The sequence below is a fragment of the Luteimonas sp. 22616 genome (genome assembly GCF_052044325.1).
Taxonomy (GTDB): domain Bacteria; phylum Pseudomonadota; class Gammaproteobacteria; order Xanthomonadales; family Xanthomonadaceae; genus Luteimonas.
This window is the reverse complement of record NZ_JBQEMW010000002.1, coordinates 477072-492712: the sequence shown is the minus strand read 5'-3', so window position 1 is coordinate 492712 and position 15641 is coordinate 477072. Positions and strand designations below refer to the sequence as shown.

Here is a 15641-nt window from a genome sequence, read left to right as displayed (position 1 = left end):
GTCAGCAGGAAGGACGCGTCCTCCTGTGTCGTGTCCGCGGCGGCACTCGTGGCGACGGCGGTGTCGTTCTGGTTCATGGCATGGCTCCTCGCGATGGCGCACCGTCACCTCTCCCGCGGAGGCGGCGAAGGAACGCGATTGGGCGGCGGCGAGTTGAACGCCACCACGCGACCGCGCCCGACCGTGTCGCTGCAACGCAAGGGGCGTTGCAGCGGCGTGCGGCGTCTTCGCAGGGTGTGGGCGCGGTGTCGCAGTGACCGCGACCGTCGCGGAGGCGAGGCCGGGCTTGCGTCACCAGCCATCTCCCCCTCGGAGATTCCGCGGCCGGCACCGCGCGGCGTGCATGCGCGCGGCTGTCGGCAGGTCTTCGGACTCGTGGACGCGAGGGGTTGTCCTACAACAACCAACTCCACCTACTGGCCGTCGCTTCCCGGGATCGAATCCATCCCAGTGCTGTGTGACGGCGGTCGTTTCCACATACCGCTGCGGGGCAGTGCCGGATTCCAACCGGCTTCCCTTTTCATCCGATGGCGCGAGCCACCGGAACCGACGGGCACAACATAGTGTGGTCACCGTGATCGGTCAACACAAAATGATGTGGAGTCGCGAATCTGCTCGCACGCCGGCCGATCGTTGCGCACAGGGCCGGGGACGACGGTTGCGAAACGCCCGGTCAGGCCGCTCCGCTCCGGGCATGCGCTCCGGGCACGCCGACTAGAATCGGGTTCATGCCGACAATGCCGAAGACGGAGCCACGATGACGAGCACACGCCGCCTGCGCCTGCACGCACGCCAGGATCCCGCGCTGGAGAGCGGCATGGCCGACATCCAGCGCGAGCTGGGCCTGCCGTCCGCGTTTCCGCCGGAGGTCGAGCAGGCCGCGGCTGCCGCTGCCGCCCATTCGCGATTGCCCGACGAGGATCGCAGCGACATCGCCTTCGTCACCATCGACCCGCCCGATGCGATGGACCTCGACCAGGCGATGTTCGTCGAGCGCAACGGCGACGGTTATCGCGTGCACTACGCGATCGCCGACGTGGCCGCGTTCGTCAGCGCCGGCGATCCGATCGACCTCGAAGCCAACCGCCGCGGCGAGACGCTGTACGGGGCCGACGCCAAGATCCCGCTGCATCCGAAGGCCTTGTCCGAAGACGCCGCGTCGCTGCTGCCCGACCAGCTGCGCCCGGCACTGCTGTGGACGATCGAGGTCGACGCCAGCGGCGAGGGCATCGCGGTCGACGTGCGCCGTGCGCGGATCCGGAGCCGCGCCAAGCTCGATTACACCGGCGTGCAGGCCGACATCGATGCTGGCAAGGCCGATCCGATGTGGGCGGTGCTGCGCGAGATCGGCGAGCTGCGCAAGCAGCGCGAGCAGCGCCGCGGCGGGGTCAGCCTGCCGCTGCCGGAGCAGGAGATCCGGGTCGAGGATGGCCGCTGGGCACTGGAGTTCCGCGCCCGCCATCCGGTCGAGGACTGGAACGAGCAGATCTCGCTGCTGACCGGCATGGCCGCGGCGCACCTGATGGTGGAGCACCGCATCGGCCTGCTGCGTACGTTGCCCGAAGCCGACCCGCGTGCGATCGCACGCCTGCACCGCACCGCGCGGGCGCTCGGCATCGACTGGCCGCAATCGCGCGGCTATCCGGATTTCATCCGTTCGCTGGATCCCGCCAACCCGCACCACGTGGCGATGATGACCGCCTGCACCACGGTGCTGCGCGGCGCCGGCTACGTCGCCTTCGACGGCGCCGTGCCCGAACACTCGCAGCACGCGGCGCTGGCCTCGCAGTACGCGCACGTGACCGCGCCGCTGCGGCGGCTGGTGGACCGCTACACCGGCGAGGTCTGCGTGGCGCTGTGCGCGGGCACGCCGGTCCCGCAATGGGTGCTCGATGCCTTGCTCGGATTGCCGGCAACGATGCAGGAATCCGCGCGCCGCGCCGGCCGCTACGAGAACGCGGTGCTTGATCTCGCCGAAGCGGCGGCGCTGGCGCCGCGCGTGGGCGAGACGTTCGAAGGCGCGATCGTCGAGGTCGAGCAGAAGGTTCCGCGCCGGGGCGAGGTGATGCTGCGCGAGCCGGCGATCCTGGCGCGCGTCGAGGCCGGCAGCGAGTTGCCGCTCGGCGAACAGGTGCGGGTGCGGCTGGTCGAAGCCGATCCGGCCAGTCGCCGCATCCGCTTCGAGCTGGCGGAAGTGGCGGCGCCGGAGAAGCCGGGCGGTTTCTAACCCGGGTATTGGATGTTGTAGGAGCGGCGGAAGCCGCGATGCCTTTTCGGTAGAGCTACCGCGGCTTCCGCCGCTCCTACAACAGCAGGATCACGGGCGACAAATGCCGCTTCGCCTCAGTCACGGTGCTCGCGCGCCAGGTATTCCTCGCTGCGCATCTCGATCAGGCGCGAAGCGGTGCGTTCGAACGCACCGCGCAGGCGTTCGCCTACGTATAGCAGCGGCGGCGTGGCGTCTGCGGTGCAGACCAGGTTGACGTGGCGGTCGTAGAGCTCGTCGACCAGGGTCACGAACCGGCGCGCCGCGTCGTCGTCGTTCGCGCCCATCACCGGCACGTTGCCGAGCAGCACGGTGTGGAACTCGCGCGCGATCTCGATGTAGTCGCCGGCCGCGCGCGGGCCTTCGCACAGGGCGGCGAACTCGAACCAGGCCATGCCCTTGCAGCGCGCGCGGGTGGCGATCCTGCGGCCCTCGAGCTCGATGCTGCCATCGCGGTGTGCGTCGTCGCCGCCGAGCGCATGCCAGCGCGAGTCCAGCCACGCTTCGGATTCGCCATCGAGCGGCGCGCGATAGACCGGCGAACGGGTCAGCTCACGCAGGCGGTAGTCGGTGTCGCTTTGCATGTGCATGACATGGCAGTACCGCTCGAGCAGCGCGATCGCAGGCATGAAGCGCGCGCGCTGCAGGCCGTCCTTGTACAGGTTCCCGGGCGCGGTGTTGGAGCTGGTCACCAGCACCACGCCTTCGGCGAACAGGCGCTCGAGCAGGCGCCCGAGCAGCATCGCGTCGCCGATGTCGCTGACGAAGAATTCGTCGAGCACCAGCACCCGCAGCTGCGCGCGCCATTCGCGCGCGATCACCGCCAGCGGGTCGCGCTCTCCGGCGTGCGCGCGCAGGCGTTCGTGCACGCTGCGCATGAAACGATGGAAATGGGTGCGGCGCTTGCCGTTGCGGACGTCGCCGCCGGGCTTGCTCTCCGGCAGCGGCAAGCCGGCGTAGAACAGGTCGATCAGGAAGGTCTTGCCGCGGCCGACCCCGCCCCACAGGTACAGGCCGCGCACCGGCCCGGGTTCGGCGCGGCCGAACAGCTTGCCCAGCAATCCGCCGCGCGCAGGCCCCTGCAGCAGGGCATCGTGGATGCGGTCGAGTTCGCCGAGCACCGCGCGCTGGGCGGGATCGTCGCTCCAGTCGCCGCGCGCGACGCCGGCGGCGTAGTGCGATGAAGGCAGGCCGCTGGCGGCCGCGATGTCGCCGTCGCTCATCGGCACTGCGCCGGCAACGATGATCCGGGCGCGCAGTCGCGTCCGTGGACGGGGTCTTGCACGGGCCTCATGTCGCCGCGGGCAAGTAGGCCTTGACGCCGTTCTTGATCGCGCCGCGCAGGTCGATCAGCTTGCGATGGAAGAAGTGGCTGGTGTCGGACATGCGCACCAGTTCGGCCTGCGCCTTCGACTGCTCCAGCCAGTCGTAGACCGCCTGCGGGTCGACCACCTCGTCGTTCTCGCCCTGGATCACCAGCCACGGCATGGTCGGCAGCTCGATGCTGTCGAAGTCCCAGCGCCCGGCGGGCGGGGCGATGCTGATCAACAGGTCCGGCTTCAGCGAGGCCGCCGCGCGCAGCGACACGTACGCGCCGAAGCTGAAACCGGCCAGCCACAGCGCGTCGCCCGGCCGCTGTTCGCGCACCCAGGCCGCGACCGCATGCAGGTCGTCGACTTCGCCGCGGCCCTCGTCGAACGTGCCGGCCGATTCGCCGGTGCCGCGGAAGTTGAAGCGCACGGTGGTCGCGCCGAGTTCGCGCAGGGCGCGCGCGGCCATCGTCACCACCTTGTTGTGCATCGTGCCGCCTTCGGTCGGCAGCGGATGGCAGACGATGGCGACCAGCGGCAGCGGGGTCGCCTCGTCGCCCGGCAGGTCGACGTGCAGCTCCAGCGCGCCCGCCGGACCGGCGAGGGTGACGGGGCCCGAAGCGTCGGGAAAGGAGGGATTGGCCATGGGTGGAATGATAGGCGCTGCGCCGCCGTGGCGCGCAGCGGACCGAGAAGGCCAGATGCGGCCAAGTGGAACGATCGGGCCCGTGGACATGCTTTTCACGGTCGATCGGGGCGCGATTGCAGAAGTTCCACTTCGCGCCTGGAGCCCGGACACGAAAACGCCGCCCGCAGGCGGCGTTTTCGAAACGCGTCGGGCGGGGCGCCTACTTGAGGTTGCCCAGCATCCAGTCGACGGTGGCCTTGACCTGGTCGTCGGTCAACGCCGGGTTGCCGCCCTTGGGCGGCATGATCCCGCCGTCCGGGCCGGTGTAGCCCTCGATCGCATGCTTGTAGAGCGTTTCGGTGCCCTGGGTGATGCGTGCGGTCCAGTGCGCCTTGTCCATGGTGGGCGCGTTGCCGGCACCGGAGGTGTGGCAGCCGGTGCACAGGTTGCCGAAGATCACCGAGCCGTCCATCGTGCCGCCGTAGGCGACCTGCGCTGCGGCTGCTGCACTGGCCGCGGCGGCCGCGGCCGCCTGCGAGGCGGCACCGGTGGCGCCGGCATACACGTCGCCGGCCGGCGAGATCCGCGCCTGCGTGGCGCGCTGCGCAGCGGGCGAGACCTCGGGCGGGATGACGCCATTGAGGTGATAGGCAAACATCAGCAGCGCCAGCGTGACCACCGCCAGGAAGCCGATCACCATCGAGAAATGCTTGAGAAAATCGAGGTCGTAATTGCGCACGTTTCACCCTTGGCGGCCGCTCGGAGGCCGTGCTTGTCGCACAGAAGTATAAAGTCTGGCGCGCCTGGAGGGATTCGAACCCCCGACCAATGGCTTCGGAAGCCACTACTCTATCCGGCTGAGCTACAGGCGCCCGGTCGACTATTGTCCATGATCGCGTGCGGCGGCGCGAGTCGCGTACGCTTGCCCGGCTTCGCTGTTGAAGGCTGCCATGTCCTACGAACGTTTCCAGCCCGCCCCGGTGCCGCGGTGGCGCGAGCGGCTGGGCCAGTACTGGAAGTTGACCCGCGGCGACCGACCGATCGGCTGGCTGCTGCTGCTGTGGCCGACCTGGTGGGGGCTGTGGGTGGCCGCGGAGGGCGTGCCACCGTGGTGGACGCTGGCGGTGTTCTCGCTCGGAGTCTGGCTGACCCGCTCGGCGGGCTGCGTGATCAACGACTACGCCGATCGCTGGTTGGACCCGCAGGTCCAGCGCACCAAGGACCGGCCGCTGGCCACCGGCGCGGTGCGCGGGCGCGAGGCGCTCGCGCTGTTCGCGGTGCTGATGCTGGCCGCGTTCGCGCTGGTGCTGACGATGAACCGGCTCACCATCCTGATGAGCATCGTCGGCGTGCTGCTCGCGGCCAGCTATCCGTACCTGAAGCGATACACGTACCTGCCGCAGGTGTACTTGGGGATGGCGTTCGGCTGGGGCATCCCGATGGCGTTCGCCGCGGTGCAGGGCTCCGTGCCGCCGGTGGCGTGGCTGCTGTACGGCGCCAACATCCTGTGGTCGACCGCCTACGACACCTGGTACGCGATGGTCGATCGCGACGACGACATCCGCATGGGCGCCAAATCGACCGCGATCCTGTTCGGCGACGCCGACCTCGCGATCCAGAGCGTGCTGTACGCGCTGGTGTTCGCCGCGCTGGCGCTGGCGGGCCAGCAGGCGGGGCTCGGCGCCTGGTACTTCGGCGGCCTGGGCGTGGCCGCGCTGCTGGTGGCGTACGAATTCATGATCGCCCGCCACCGCGACCGCGACGCCTGCTTCCGCGCCTTCCTGCACAACCACTGGGTGGGGATGGCGGTGTTCGCCGGGATCGCGGCGGACTACGCAGTGGCCGGCGCCCGGCTGTCGCCGTTGTAGGAGCGGCGGAAGCCGCGACCGCAGCCCGGCCCCCGTTGCAGTTCCGCCGCTACCGCAGGCGGGAGCACGCCGCGAGCCCGGCGCACGGGCACCCCGATACATGCCTTCGCCATCGAAGATGCCGATGTGCCGGACGCCGATGCCCGGACTTGCGCTTCAATAGCCGAGCCTGACCGCCTTGACCTCGGTGAAGTGCTCCAGCCCGATCCGGCCGTTTTCCCGACCGTAGCCTGACTGCTTCACGCCGCCGAACGGCAAGGTCGCGCCGCCGCCGCCGCCGTTGACGATGACCTGCCCGCTTTCCAGCAGGCCGACCAGCGCATGCACCGTGCCGATGTCGCGGGCCCAGAGCTTTGCCGAAAGGCCGTAGCGTGAATCGTTCGCCAGCGCGGCGACGGCTGCCGGCGAGGCGTCGTCGTCGAACGGCGTCACCGTCAGCACGGGCGCGAAGATCTCCTCCCGCGACACCTGCATGTCCGCGGCCGCGTCGACCAGGATCCCCGGCTCGAAGAAGTAGCCGTTGCCCGGGCGGGCGTGCCCGCCGCGCAACAGGCGCGCCCCGGCGGCCACGCTGTGGCCGATGATGTCCTCGGCGCGTCCGCGTTGCGCGGCCGAGATCATGGGCCCCATCTGGGTTGCTTCCTCGTAGCCGGGGCCGATGCGCAGGCCGTCCATCGCCGCCAGCATGCGCTGGAGCAGGGGCTCGTACACGGATCGCTGCACGAAGACCCGCGAGCCGGCCGCGCAGTACTGCCCGCACTTGAACGTGATCTCGCCGACGATCGCGCTTGCCGCGCGGTCCAGGTCGGCGTCGGCGAACACGACCACGGGGGACTTGCCGCCCAGTTCCAGCACCACGCGCTTGAGGTTGCCCTGCGCGGACGCGGCCATGATCGACTTGCCCACCGGGGTGGAGCCGGTGAAGCTGATGATGTCGACGCCTGCATGGTCGGCCAGCGCCTGGCCGGCGCTGGGCCCGGTGCCGGTCACGATGTTCACCACGCCATCCGGAATGCCGACCTGCCGGCACAGGTCGCCGATCAGCAGGGCAGACAGCGGCGCCAGTTCGGCCGGCTTGAGCACGGCGGTGCATCCGGTGGCCAGCGCCGCGGCGAGTTTCTGCAGCACCATCAGGAAGGGCGCATTCCACGGCGTGATCAGGCCGGCGACGCCGATCGGCTCGCGGAGGAAATAGTCCATGCCCGGTTGCGAGGCCGGGTGCATGGGCACCTCGCCGGTGAGCTTGTTGGCCCAGCCCGCGCAGTCGCGCAGCGCCCGCAGGCCCAGTGGCAGATCGCCGTTGCGCACGGACGCGATGGCGTGGCCGGCATCGAGCGATTCCAGCAAGGCGAACGTCTCGCGACGCGCCTCGATGGCGTCGGCCAGCGCCTGCAGCAGGGCCGCGCGCTGCCAGGCCGGAAAGCGTGGCCACGGGCCCTCGCGGAAGGCGCGGCGGGCGGCGGCCGCCGCGCGCTCGATCTCGGCCTCGCCGCCGGCGGCGATGGTGGCGATCGGCTCGCCGGTGGCGGGATCGTCGACCTGCAGCGACTCCCCGGATGCGCACGCTTGCCACTGGCCATCGATGAAGACTGCCGGTGGACGGTCCAGGAGCTGGCGCCGCAGGTTCGGGAGCATCGACGCGGCGAGCTCCGCGAGGGGTGTCGGGTTCGGCATGGCAGGGTAGGTCCTGGCGGGTCGGCGCATCGGAGATGACAATATCAACGATTGTTACATCAGTTGATATTATCAACAAGCGCGCCGCTCCTTACTCCTGGTCAGGCGATTCCAACGGCGCGAGCCGTCCGAGCAGCGTCTCCAGCTGTGCGCATTGGCTGGCGTCGAGGCCGGCGACCAGCTCGCGCGCCGTGTCGGCGCGCAGCGACTCCGCGCGCAGATGGACGGCGGTTCCGGAGGCCGTCAGCGCCAGCGGCTGCGCGCGGCGCCCGCCTTCGGCCGGGTGGCCCACGAACTCGCGCGCGCGCAGGATCTTGATGATGCGGGCGATCTGCGCCTTGTCGCGGCCGCTGGCGCGGACGATGTCGCTTTGCGTGCATCCCGGGTGGCGGGCGATGAAACGCAAGGTGCGCGCTTCCATCGCTGCCAGGCCGACACAGGCCTCGCGCAGCAGGCGCTGCATGCGGGCCGTGCTCCGCCGTTCGACGGCATTGACCAGGTTGAGGATTTCGATTCCGGGTTGAACCGCCATGCGCGCCTGCATTCCATCTGGGTCCCGGCGGGCGGAAAGCACGTGGCCGGTGGGACTCTATCGTACGTCTGCCGGCGATGGCCGTCGGCTACGGCGCCCGCGCGCACACCCAGGCGTCGACGCGCGCGACGCCGGCGCGACGCAACGCATTGGATGCCGCGTGCAGCGTGGCGCCGGTGGTCATCACGTCGTCGACTAAGGCGACGTGCACCGGCAGCCGCGCGCCCGGCGCGATCGCGAACGCGCCGCGGAGGTTGCGCCGGCGGCGCGTGGCATCGAGTTCGGACTGTGGCGCCGTGGCGCGCGTGCGCACCAGGGCATCGGGCAGCAGCGGGAGGCGCAGCGCGCGCGCCAGCGGCCGGGCCAGTTCGAGCGCCTGGTCGTAGCCGCGCTGGCGCAATCGCGCGCGGTGCAGCGGTATCGGCAGCAGCGCCTGCGGGCGTTCGGCCCCGGCCAGGGACTGCGCCATCAGCTGCGCCAGCAGACGGCCGGCGGCCAGGTCCTGGTGGAACTTGAAACGCGGCAACAGGCGGTCGAGCGGCGCGGCGTAGACGAAGGTCGCGCAGGTCGCCCGCAGTGGAGGAGGTTTCCGCAGGCATGCCCCGCAGTGCGGGCCGCCGGTGCTGGCGTCATCGTTAGCGGCCGGCAGCGGGATCGCGCAGCTGGCGCAGGCGTGGCGATTCCATGGCAGCGATGCGAGGCAGGCCGCGCACAGGTCGTGGCCTGATTGCCCCGCTTCGGCGCAGGCCAGGCAGCGTCCCGGCCAGACGTGGCCCAGCCAGCGTCGCCAGCGGCCGTCAACATCCGGCAGTGCGATTCGGTTGACAGGCATCGACATGCTTTCCAGACTGCCCAACTTGCCTTGCACTGTCAGTCAGGAAACCGCCATGCCCACCGTCAGTGAACCCCGCGACCGCGCCGCCGCGCCGCTGCGCCACGACTGGAGCCGTCGCGAGGTCGAGGCGCTGTTCGACCTGCCCTTCACCGAACTGCTGTTCCGCGCCGCCAGCGTGCACCGCGAGCACTTCGATCCCGCCGAGGTCCAGGTCAGCACCCTGCTGTCGGTGAAGACCGGTGGTTGCCCCGAGGACTGCGCCTACTGTCCGCAGGCGCAGCGCTACCACACGGGGGTCGAGGCCCAGAAGTTGATGAGCACCGACGACGTGCTGGCGAAGGCGAAACAGGCGAAGGACGCCGGCGCCTCGCGCTTCTGCATGGGCGCGGCGTGGCGTTCGCCGAAGGACCGCGACATTCCGAAGGTCGCCGAGATGATCCGCGAGGTGAAGGCCCTGGGCCTGGAAACCTGCGCCACGCTCGGCATGCTCAGTGGCGAACAGGCCACGGCGCTCAAGGCCGCCGGCCTGGACTACTACAACCACAACATCGACACCGATCCCGAGTTCTACGGCGACATCATCCACACCCGCGAGATGCAGGACCGCTTCGACACGCTCGCCCACGTGCGCGACGCGGGCATGAAGACCTGCTGCGGCGGCATCGTCGGCATGGGCGAGTCGCGCCGCCAGCGCGCCGGCCTGCTGCAGACCCTGGCCACGCTGCCCGCGCATCCGGATTCGGTGCCGATCAACCGCCTGGTGCAAGTGGAAGGCACGCCGCTGCATGGCACCGCCGAGCTGGACCCGTTCGAGTTCGTGCGCACGATTGCGGTGGCGCGCATCCTGATGCCGCGCTCGATGGTGCGGCTGTCGGCCGGGCGCGAGCAGATGAGCGACGAGCTGCAGGCGCTGTGCTTCGCCGCCGGCGCCAACTCGATCTTCTACGGCGAGAAGCTGCTGACCACCGGCAACCCCGACACCGAACGCGACCTGGCCCTGTTCGAACGCCTGGGCCTGCGGCCGATGCAGGTGACCGTGGACACCGAGGGTCATGACTACGGCGGCACGGTGCACGCCGACATCGTCGAAACCGCCCGGACCTGCGCCGCCTGACGGCGGATGGAAGCCTGACATGCCCTGGTACGGATGGGCCTACCTCGTGTTGCTGTGCCTGATCGGCGCCGGCGGATTCGTCACCGGCCTGCGCAGCGGGCATTCGCGGATGGCATGGCTGCAGCTGGCCGCGGTCACCGTGCTCGGCTGGGGCGTGGCGCTGTACTTCCGCGGCGAAGGCGCCGGTATCGCCTACGGCCTCGCGCTGCTGTGCGCGATCGCGGTGCTGGCGCAGAAGTCGTTCGCCGATACGCGCATCGCCGAACGCGAGCGCATCGCGCCCGCCGGTCGCCTGGGCATGGCGCTGGGGCAGCTGCTGTTGCTGCCCGGCGCGCTGCTCGGCGCGCTCGCGTTCTGGGCGCAACGAGGTGTCTGAGCGCCCCGACCTGCATGCCCGCATCGCCGCGCAGCGCGAGCAGCGTGCGGCGCTCGGGCGCACGCGCGTGCGGCGCACCATCACCCGCCGCGACGGCATGCGCGTCGAGGTCCTCACGGCGGATGGCACGTCGCGCTGGCTGCTGAACTTCTGCAGCAATGATTACCTCGGCCTGTCGCAACAGTTCGCGGTAGTGGGTGCGCTGCAGGACACGGCCGCGCGCGAGGGCGTGGGCAGCGGCGCCTCGCACCTGGTTTGCGGCCACCACGCCGTGCACGAGGCGCTGGAGCATGAACTCGCCGACTGGATTGGTGCGCCGCGCGCGCTGCTGTTCGGCAGCGGATTCCTCGCCAACCTGGCGGTGGTGCAGGCGCTGCTCGGCGATGACGACCTGTGCGTGCAGGACCGCCTCAACCACGCCAGCCTGGTCGACGCCGCGCGCCTGGCCGGCTGCCGCCTGCGCCGCTATCCGCACGCCGATGCCGACGGCGCGCTGCGCCAGCTGCGCGGCAATCCCGACGGCGCCGCGTTGCTGGCCACCGACGGCGTCTTCAGCATGGACGGCGACATCGCGCCGCTGCGCGAACTGGCGCTGGCCGCGCACGCGCAGCGCGCAATGCTCTATGTCGACGATGCGCACGGCGTCGGCGTGGTCGGCCCCGATGGCCGCGGCAGCGTCGCCGCCGCACGGCTGGCGAGCGCCGCGCCGCTGCAACTGGTGACGCTGGGCAAGGCGCTGGGCGGTTATGGCGCAGCAGTGCTCGGCGATGCGGACGTGATCGAACACCTGGCCGAAACCGCGCGCCCCTACGTCTACACCACCGCGCTGCCGCCGCCGTTGGCCGCCGCGTCGCTGGCGGCGGTGAAGCTGGCGCGGCGCGAAGGCTGGCGCCGCGACAAGCTGCTGGCGCAGGTCGCGCAGTTCCGGCGCCTGGCCGCGCGGCGCGGACTCGACCTGCTGCCATCCGACACCCCGATCCAGCCGCTGCTGTGCGGCGACGACGCGCAGGCGGTGGCGATGGCGGCCGCGCTCGAAGAGCATGGGTTCTGGGTCGCCGCGATCCGCCCGCCGACGGTGCCCGAAGGCCGCGCGCGCCTGCGCGTCACGCTGTCGGCGCTGCACACGCCGGAAGACATCGAGGCGCTGGTCGACGCGCTGGCGGTCGTCGCCGACCGGGCCGGCGACCTGTCCGGCGCCGCGGTGCAGGATCCGGGCAACGCCCTGCGCGACGCGCGGCCGCGGCCATGAGCGCTGCCGTCGACACCCGCCGCGCGCTGGCGGCGATCGCGATCGCGTTGGCGTCCGGGCTGTTCTTCACCCTGACCTACGTGCTCAACCGCGCGAGTGCGACCGATGGCGGGCACTGGGCGTGGACGGCCTGCCTGCGCTACCTGATCACGCTGCCACTGATGCTGCCGCTGATGCCCTGGCAGGGCGGGATCGCGCCGGTGTGGCGCGCGATCCGCGCGCATCCCTGGGCCTGGCTGCGCTGCAGCGCGATCGGCTTCGTCGCCTTCTACCTGCTGCTGGCCTACGCGGCCGGCAGCGGGCCGTCGTGGCTGGTGGCCGGCAGCTTCCAGTTCACCGTGATCGCCGGGATGCTGTGCGCGCCGCTGATCTATCGCGATGCAAGGCGGCGCGTCCCGCCCGCGGCGCTGGGCATCGGCGCGATGATTTTCGCCGGGGTGCTGCTGCTGCAGTTCGGTCATGCGCGCGGCGCGCTCGACCGCGCCGGCTGGATCGCGCTGGCCTGCGTGCTCGGCGCCGCGGTGATGTTTCCGCTCGGCAACCGTCTGCTGCTGCTGCACCTGGAGCGCACCGGCGAAGACCTCAACGCCACCCAGCGGGTGTTCGGCATGACCCTGGCCAGCCAGCCGCTGTGGATCGCGATCGCCGCCGTTGCCTGGCACGAGACCGGCCTCCCGCCTGCAGGCCAGGTCTGGCTCGCAGGTGCGGTCGCGCTGAGCGCGGGCGTGATCGCGACGATCCTGTTCTTCCAGGCCACCGGCATGGTCCGCGACAATCCGGCCGCGCTCGGCGCCACCGAAGCGATGCAGGCGGCCGAGCTGCTGTTCGCCACGGTGCTGGGCGTTGCCTTCCTGCACGAGGCCTGGCCGCGCGGCATTGCCGTCTGGGGCGCGGTGCTGGTGGTGCTGGGGATCGTCGCGTTCGCGCTGCTGGTGGCGCGCCGCAGCGCCGGCAGCCTGCCGCGGACGCGCGCACTGCGAACGGACCGGGGCGCATGAACGACACGCTTTACATCGAGCAGACGGGAGAGGGTTCGCCGCTGGTGCTGCTGCACGGCTGGGCGATGCACGGTGGCGTATTCGCGCTGCTGGTCGAGCGCCTGCGCGAACGCCATCGGCTGTTCGTCGTCGACCTGCCCGGCCACGGCCGCAGCCGCGACAGCGCGGTGCCGCTGGCGCCGGAAGCCTGTGTCGAAGCGATCGCCGCGCGGGTGCCGCGCGCGCCGTGGTGCGGCTGGTCGCTGGGCGGGCTGATCGCGCTGCACGCCGCGGCCACGCGTCCGGACGTGGTGCCGGGCCTGGCGATGCTGTGCGCCAGCCCGCGCTTCGTGCGTGGCGATGGCTGGCGATACGGAATGTCGCCGGAGGTTTTCCGCGACTTCGCCGCTGGTCTGCGCAACGACTACCGCGGCACGCTCGACCGCTTCATCGCGCTGGAGGCGTTCGGTTCCGATGACGCGCGCGGTGAACTGCGTACCCTGCGCGCCGAAGTGTTCTCGCGCGGCGAACCGGCCGCGCACGTGCTCGCCGACGGGCTCGAACTGCTGGAAACCGCCGACCTGCGCGACGCACTGTCGAAGCTCGCGGTGCCGAGTCTGTGGATCGCCGGCCGCCGCGACCGGCTGGTCGACCCGCGCGCGATGCGCGAGGCCGCCGATGCGGCGCCGGATGCGGCGTTCGCGGTCGTCGAGCACGGCGGGCACGCACCGTTCCTCACCCATGCCGACGAAGTCGCTGCGCTGCTCGACGGCTTCCTGCAAGGACTGCCGGCATGAGCACGGTATTCGACCCGCGCCAGGTGCAGCGCGCGTTCTCGCGTGCGTCGGCCAGCTACGACGCGGCGGCGGCGTTGCAGCACGAAGTCGAGGCGCGGCTGCTCGAATCGCTCGACTACCTCGAGGACCGCGTGCCGGAGACCATCCTCGATCTCGGCTGCGGGCCCGGTCACGCCGCCGCGGCGATGCGCAAGCGCTGGCCGCGTGCGCGCGTGATCGCGATGGACCTGGCGCTGCCGATGCTGCAGCAGGCGCGGCCGCGCAGCGGCTGGGGCGCGCTGTCGTGGAGCGGTTTGCACAAGCCCATCGACCGCATCAACGCCGACGCGCGCGCGCTGCCGCTGGCCGATGGCAGCGTCGACGTGCTGTTCTGCAACCTGTGCCTGCAGTGGGTCGAGGATCTGCCGGCCGCATTCGCAGGCTTCCGCCGCGTGCTCAAGCCAGACGGCCTGCTGCTGGTCTCGACCTTCGGCCCCGAGACCCTGCAGGAGCTGCGCGAGGCTTTCGCCGCCGCCGACAATGCGCCGCACGTCAGCCCGTTCGCCTCGATTGCGCAGTTCGGCGACGCGCTGGTGCACGCGGGTTTCCGCAACCCGGTGCTCGACCGCGACGTGTTCGTGAACGGCTACGACGACCTGCCGGCGCTGATGCGCGAGTTGCGCGCGATCGGCGCCACCAATGCACTGGCCTCGCGCCGGCACACGCTGACCGGCAAGGCGCGCTTCGCCGCCGCCGCGAGCGCGTACGAACGCGAACGCCGCGATGGCCGCCTGCCCGCGACCTGGGAAGTGATCTACGCCCAGGCGTGGGCACCGCAGCCGGGCGCACCGATTCGCGAAGGTGGGTATGACGTGACCTCGATCCCGGTGGCCAAGATTCCGATCCGTCGCCGCTGAGACGCAATCGATGCCGGCGAATGCCCAGCGCTCTTGCAGGAGCGGCTTCAGCCGCGAGCTCTTGTTTGATTGGCGATGGCGGTTGAAAGAGCCGCGCCCCGGCTGTGGTGATGCCGTCTCGAGCGAGCGAAGGATCCTGTCGAGAAGGAGCAGATCCCTCGCTGCGCTCGGGATGACAAGCACGGGCATCGGGATTCTTGCCAATCCCCAATCCCCAATCCCGGACCATACACCGCAGGTTGCCGTCGTCAGAAGATGGCGGCTGAAGTTGCTCCTGCAAGGGCAACTGCCCGTACGCCGCGTCGATTCAGGCGCGGCCGCCTACACTCGCCGCGTTCGCTTTCCCGGAAACGCCCGCCCATGCTCCTCCGCCTCCACGCTGCCCTTTTCCTCCTCGCCGGCGTACTGGCGGCGGCGCCCGCCCTCGCGCAGGACGAATACGTCGTCGACCTGTCGCAGATCGACCCGGGGGCACTGCTCGCCAGCGCCGGCGACGTGCTGATGCGCGCGCCCGACACCGCCATCGACGACCTGTTCCAGGCCACGCACGCGGCCGCGCAGTCGCCGCGCGACGCGAAGATCCTGTGCACGCTATTCGACCCGCACGCCGACCGCAGCTTCGAGGCGCTTGCCGCCACCGCCAACCGGCTCGGTGCCGACAGCCGCGAGCGCTTCGCCATCGCCCTGGCCAACATCGCCGCCGGCGGCCTGCAGAATCCGCGGCAGCCCTATGACGCCGCCGCGGCGAAACAGACGCTCAAGTCCGCCGGCGTGACCGCGATGCTGCTGCACGATGATTTCCTGGTCGGCATGACCGCCGAAGGCAACGACGTCGCCGCCCGCGATGCGCGCTGCCGCTCGTTCGGCTGGATGCTCGATGCGCTCAAGGATGTCCCCGCGGCCCAGCGCGTCGCGGCGACGCGGCTGATGCTCAACGAAGGCCTGGCGCAGCTGGGGCCGCGCTGAAGCGCCAACCTTTGTAGGAGCGGCTTCAGCCGCGAGCTCTTGGGGCGTGGATCGATGGTCGATGATCTGGTGGGGCCGCTCCCACGGATCCCGGTTCAATCAACAATCGCCAATCACGGCTCGCGACTCTCCAAAGAGCTCGCGGCTGAAGCC

15 protein-coding genes, 1 tRNA gene and 1 riboswitch are annotated in these 15641 nt (G+C 70.8%); of the genes, 9 read left to right on the top strand and 7 right to left on the bottom strand.

All coding sequences use genetic code 11. The annotated features are described in order from the left end of the window. Positions 1 to 341 precede the first annotated feature (341 nt). Positions 342 to 566: riboswitch (cobalamin riboswitch) on the bottom strand. Positions 567 to 757: 191 nt separating this feature from the next. Beyond that, positions 758 to 2227, top strand: coding sequence for an RNB domain-containing ribonuclease (locus tag ACTJIL_RS14615; RefSeq protein WP_440756339.1), 1470 nt, complete (start codon positions 758 to 760; stop codon positions 2225 to 2227). A 116-nt stretch (positions 2228 to 2343) separates the two neighbouring features. Here ACTJIL_RS14615 and zapE read toward each other — a convergent pair whose 3' ends face one another. From zapE to ACTJIL_RS14595, 4 genes are all read right to left on the bottom strand, one after another. Next, on the bottom strand, positions 2344 to 3489 hold the full coding sequence (gene zapE / locus ACTJIL_RS14610) for a cell division protein ZapE (RefSeq protein WP_440756338.1): 1146 nt from the start codon (positions 3487 to 3489) through the stop codon (positions 2344 to 2346). A gap of 67 nt (positions 3490 to 3556) precedes the next feature. Then, positions 3557 to 4222 (bottom strand): alpha/beta hydrolase, encoded by a 666-nt coding sequence (locus ACTJIL_RS14605; RefSeq protein ID WP_440756337.1) that lies wholly within the window; start codon positions 4220 to 4222, stop codon positions 3557 to 3559. A gap of 202 nt (positions 4223 to 4424) precedes the next feature. Further along, positions 4425 to 4943 carry a c-type cytochrome gene (locus tag ACTJIL_RS14600; protein WP_440756336.1) on the bottom strand — a complete coding sequence of 173 codons (519 nt, stop codon included), beginning with the start codon at positions 4941 to 4943 and terminating at the stop codon, positions 4425 to 4427. A gap of 56 nt (positions 4944 to 4999) precedes the next feature. Next, positions 5000 to 5076: transfer RNA gene (locus ACTJIL_RS14595), tRNA-Arg, on the bottom strand. 78 nt (positions 5077 to 5154) lie between these two features. Between ACTJIL_RS14595 and ubiA the strand changes: the two genes are divergently transcribed. After that, complete coding sequence (gene ubiA, locus ACTJIL_RS14590; RefSeq protein WP_440756335.1) at positions 5155 to 6072, top strand: 4-hydroxybenzoate octaprenyltransferase; 918 nt, start codon at positions 5155 to 5157, stop codon at positions 6070 to 6072. Between the two features lie 156 nt (positions 6073 to 6228). Here the strand turns inward: ubiA and ACTJIL_RS14585 are convergent, their stop codons facing one another. From ACTJIL_RS14585 to ACTJIL_RS14575, 3 genes are all read right to left on the bottom strand, one after another. Further along, positions 6229 to 7746: an aldehyde dehydrogenase family protein gene (locus tag ACTJIL_RS14585; protein ID WP_440756334.1), complete on the bottom strand. Its 1518-nt coding sequence runs from the start codon at positions 7744 to 7746 to the stop codon at positions 6229 to 6231. Between the two features lie 91 nt (positions 7747 to 7837). Next, complete coding sequence (locus tag ACTJIL_RS14580) at positions 7838 to 8290, bottom strand: MarR family winged helix-turn-helix transcriptional regulator (RefSeq protein ID WP_440756333.1); 453 nt, start codon at positions 8288 to 8290, stop codon at positions 7838 to 7840. A gap of 76 nt (positions 8291 to 8366) precedes the next feature. Then, positions 8367 to 9110: a double zinc ribbon domain-containing protein gene (locus tag ACTJIL_RS14575; RefSeq protein ID WP_440756332.1), complete on the bottom strand. Its 744-nt coding sequence runs from the start codon at positions 9108 to 9110 to the stop codon at positions 8367 to 8369. Positions 9111 to 9165: 55 nt separating this feature from the next. On the opposite strand from ACTJIL_RS14575, the gene bioB reads away from it, so the two are divergent. From bioB to ACTJIL_RS14540, 7 genes are all read left to right on the top strand, one after another. Then, positions 9166 to 10227 carry a biotin synthase BioB gene (bioB, locus tag ACTJIL_RS14570; RefSeq protein WP_440756331.1) on the top strand — a complete coding sequence of 354 codons (1062 nt, stop codon included), beginning with the start codon at positions 9166 to 9168 and terminating at the stop codon, positions 10225 to 10227. 19 nt (positions 10228 to 10246) lie between these two features. After that, positions 10247 to 10603, top strand: a complete 357-nt coding sequence (locus tag ACTJIL_RS14565; RefSeq protein ID WP_440756330.1) for a hypothetical protein — start codon at positions 10247 to 10249, stop codon at positions 10601 to 10603. Next, positions 10596 to 11852, top strand: a complete 1257-nt coding sequence (bioF, locus tag ACTJIL_RS14560) for an 8-amino-7-oxononanoate synthase (RefSeq protein WP_440756329.1) — start codon at positions 10596 to 10598, stop codon at positions 11850 to 11852. The genes ACTJIL_RS14565 and bioF overlap by 8 nt, the downstream gene beginning before the upstream one ends. After that, positions 11849 to 12850 carry a multidrug resistance efflux transporter family protein gene (locus tag ACTJIL_RS14555; protein ID WP_440756328.1) on the top strand — a complete coding sequence of 334 codons (1002 nt, stop codon included), beginning with the start codon at positions 11849 to 11851 and terminating at the stop codon, positions 12848 to 12850. The genes bioF and ACTJIL_RS14555 overlap by 4 nt, the downstream gene beginning before the upstream one ends. Beyond that, entirely contained in the window at positions 12847 to 13626 is a 780-nt protein-coding gene (gene bioH, locus ACTJIL_RS14550; RefSeq protein WP_440756327.1) for a pimeloyl-ACP methyl ester esterase BioH, read from the top strand. Before ACTJIL_RS14555 ends, bioH begins: the two co-directional genes overlap by 4 nt. Then, positions 13623 to 14522: a malonyl-ACP O-methyltransferase BioC gene (gene bioC / locus ACTJIL_RS14545; RefSeq protein ID WP_440756326.1), complete on the top strand. Its 900-nt coding sequence runs from the start codon at positions 13623 to 13625 to the stop codon at positions 14520 to 14522. The genes bioH and bioC overlap by 4 nt, the downstream gene beginning before the upstream one ends. A gap of 360 nt (positions 14523 to 14882) precedes the next feature. Further along, entirely contained in the window at positions 14883 to 15488 is a 606-nt protein-coding gene (locus ACTJIL_RS14540; protein ID WP_440756325.1) for a hypothetical protein, read from the top strand. Positions 15489 to 15641 lie beyond the last annotated feature (153 nt).

What these genes read in the sequence shown, in the direction of transcription:
- ACTJIL_RS14615 (WP_440756339.1), top strand. Translation starts at nt 758, where the DNA reads ATGACGAGCACACGCCGCCTGCGCCTGCACGCACGCCAGGATCCCGCG.
- bioB (WP_440756331.1), top strand. Translation starts at nt 9,166, where the DNA reads ATGCCCACCGTCAGTGAACCCCGCGACCGCGCCGCCGCGCCGCTGCGC.
- zapE (WP_440756338.1), bottom strand. Translation starts at nt 3,489, where the DNA reads ATGAGCGACGGCGACATCGCGGCCGCCAGCGGCCTGCCTTCATCGCAC.
- ACTJIL_RS14555 (WP_440756328.1), top strand. Translation starts at nt 11,849, where the DNA reads ATGAGCGCTGCCGTCGACACCCGCCGCGCGCTGGCGGCGATCGCGATC.
- ACTJIL_RS14540 (WP_440756325.1), top strand. Translation starts at nt 14,883, where the DNA reads ATGCTCCTCCGCCTCCACGCTGCCCTTTTCCTCCTCGCCGGCGTACTG.
- ACTJIL_RS14565 (WP_440756330.1), top strand. Translation starts at nt 10,247, where the DNA reads ATGCCCTGGTACGGATGGGCCTACCTCGTGTTGCTGTGCCTGATCGGC.
- ACTJIL_RS14575 (WP_440756332.1), bottom strand. Translation starts at nt 9,110, where the DNA reads ATGCCTGTCAACCGAATCGCACTGCCGGATGTTGACGGCCGCTGGCGA.
- bioH (WP_440756327.1), top strand. Translation starts at nt 12,847, where the DNA reads ATGAACGACACGCTTTACATCGAGCAGACGGGAGAGGGTTCGCCGCTG.
- ACTJIL_RS14580 (WP_440756333.1), bottom strand. Translation starts at nt 8,290, where the DNA reads ATGCAGGCGCGCATGGCGGTTCAACCCGGAATCGAAATCCTCAACCTG.
- ACTJIL_RS14585 (WP_440756334.1), bottom strand. Translation starts at nt 7,746, where the DNA reads ATGCCGAACCCGACACCCCTCGCGGAGCTCGCCGCGTCGATGCTCCCG.
- ACTJIL_RS14605 (WP_440756337.1), bottom strand. Translation starts at nt 4,222, where the DNA reads ATGGCCAATCCCTCCTTTCCCGACGCTTCGGGCCCCGTCACCCTCGCC.
- bioC (WP_440756326.1), top strand. Translation starts at nt 13,623, where the DNA reads ATGAGCACGGTATTCGACCCGCGCCAGGTGCAGCGCGCGTTCTCGCGT.
- ubiA (WP_440756335.1), top strand. Translation starts at nt 5,155, where the DNA reads ATGTCCTACGAACGTTTCCAGCCCGCCCCGGTGCCGCGGTGGCGCGAG.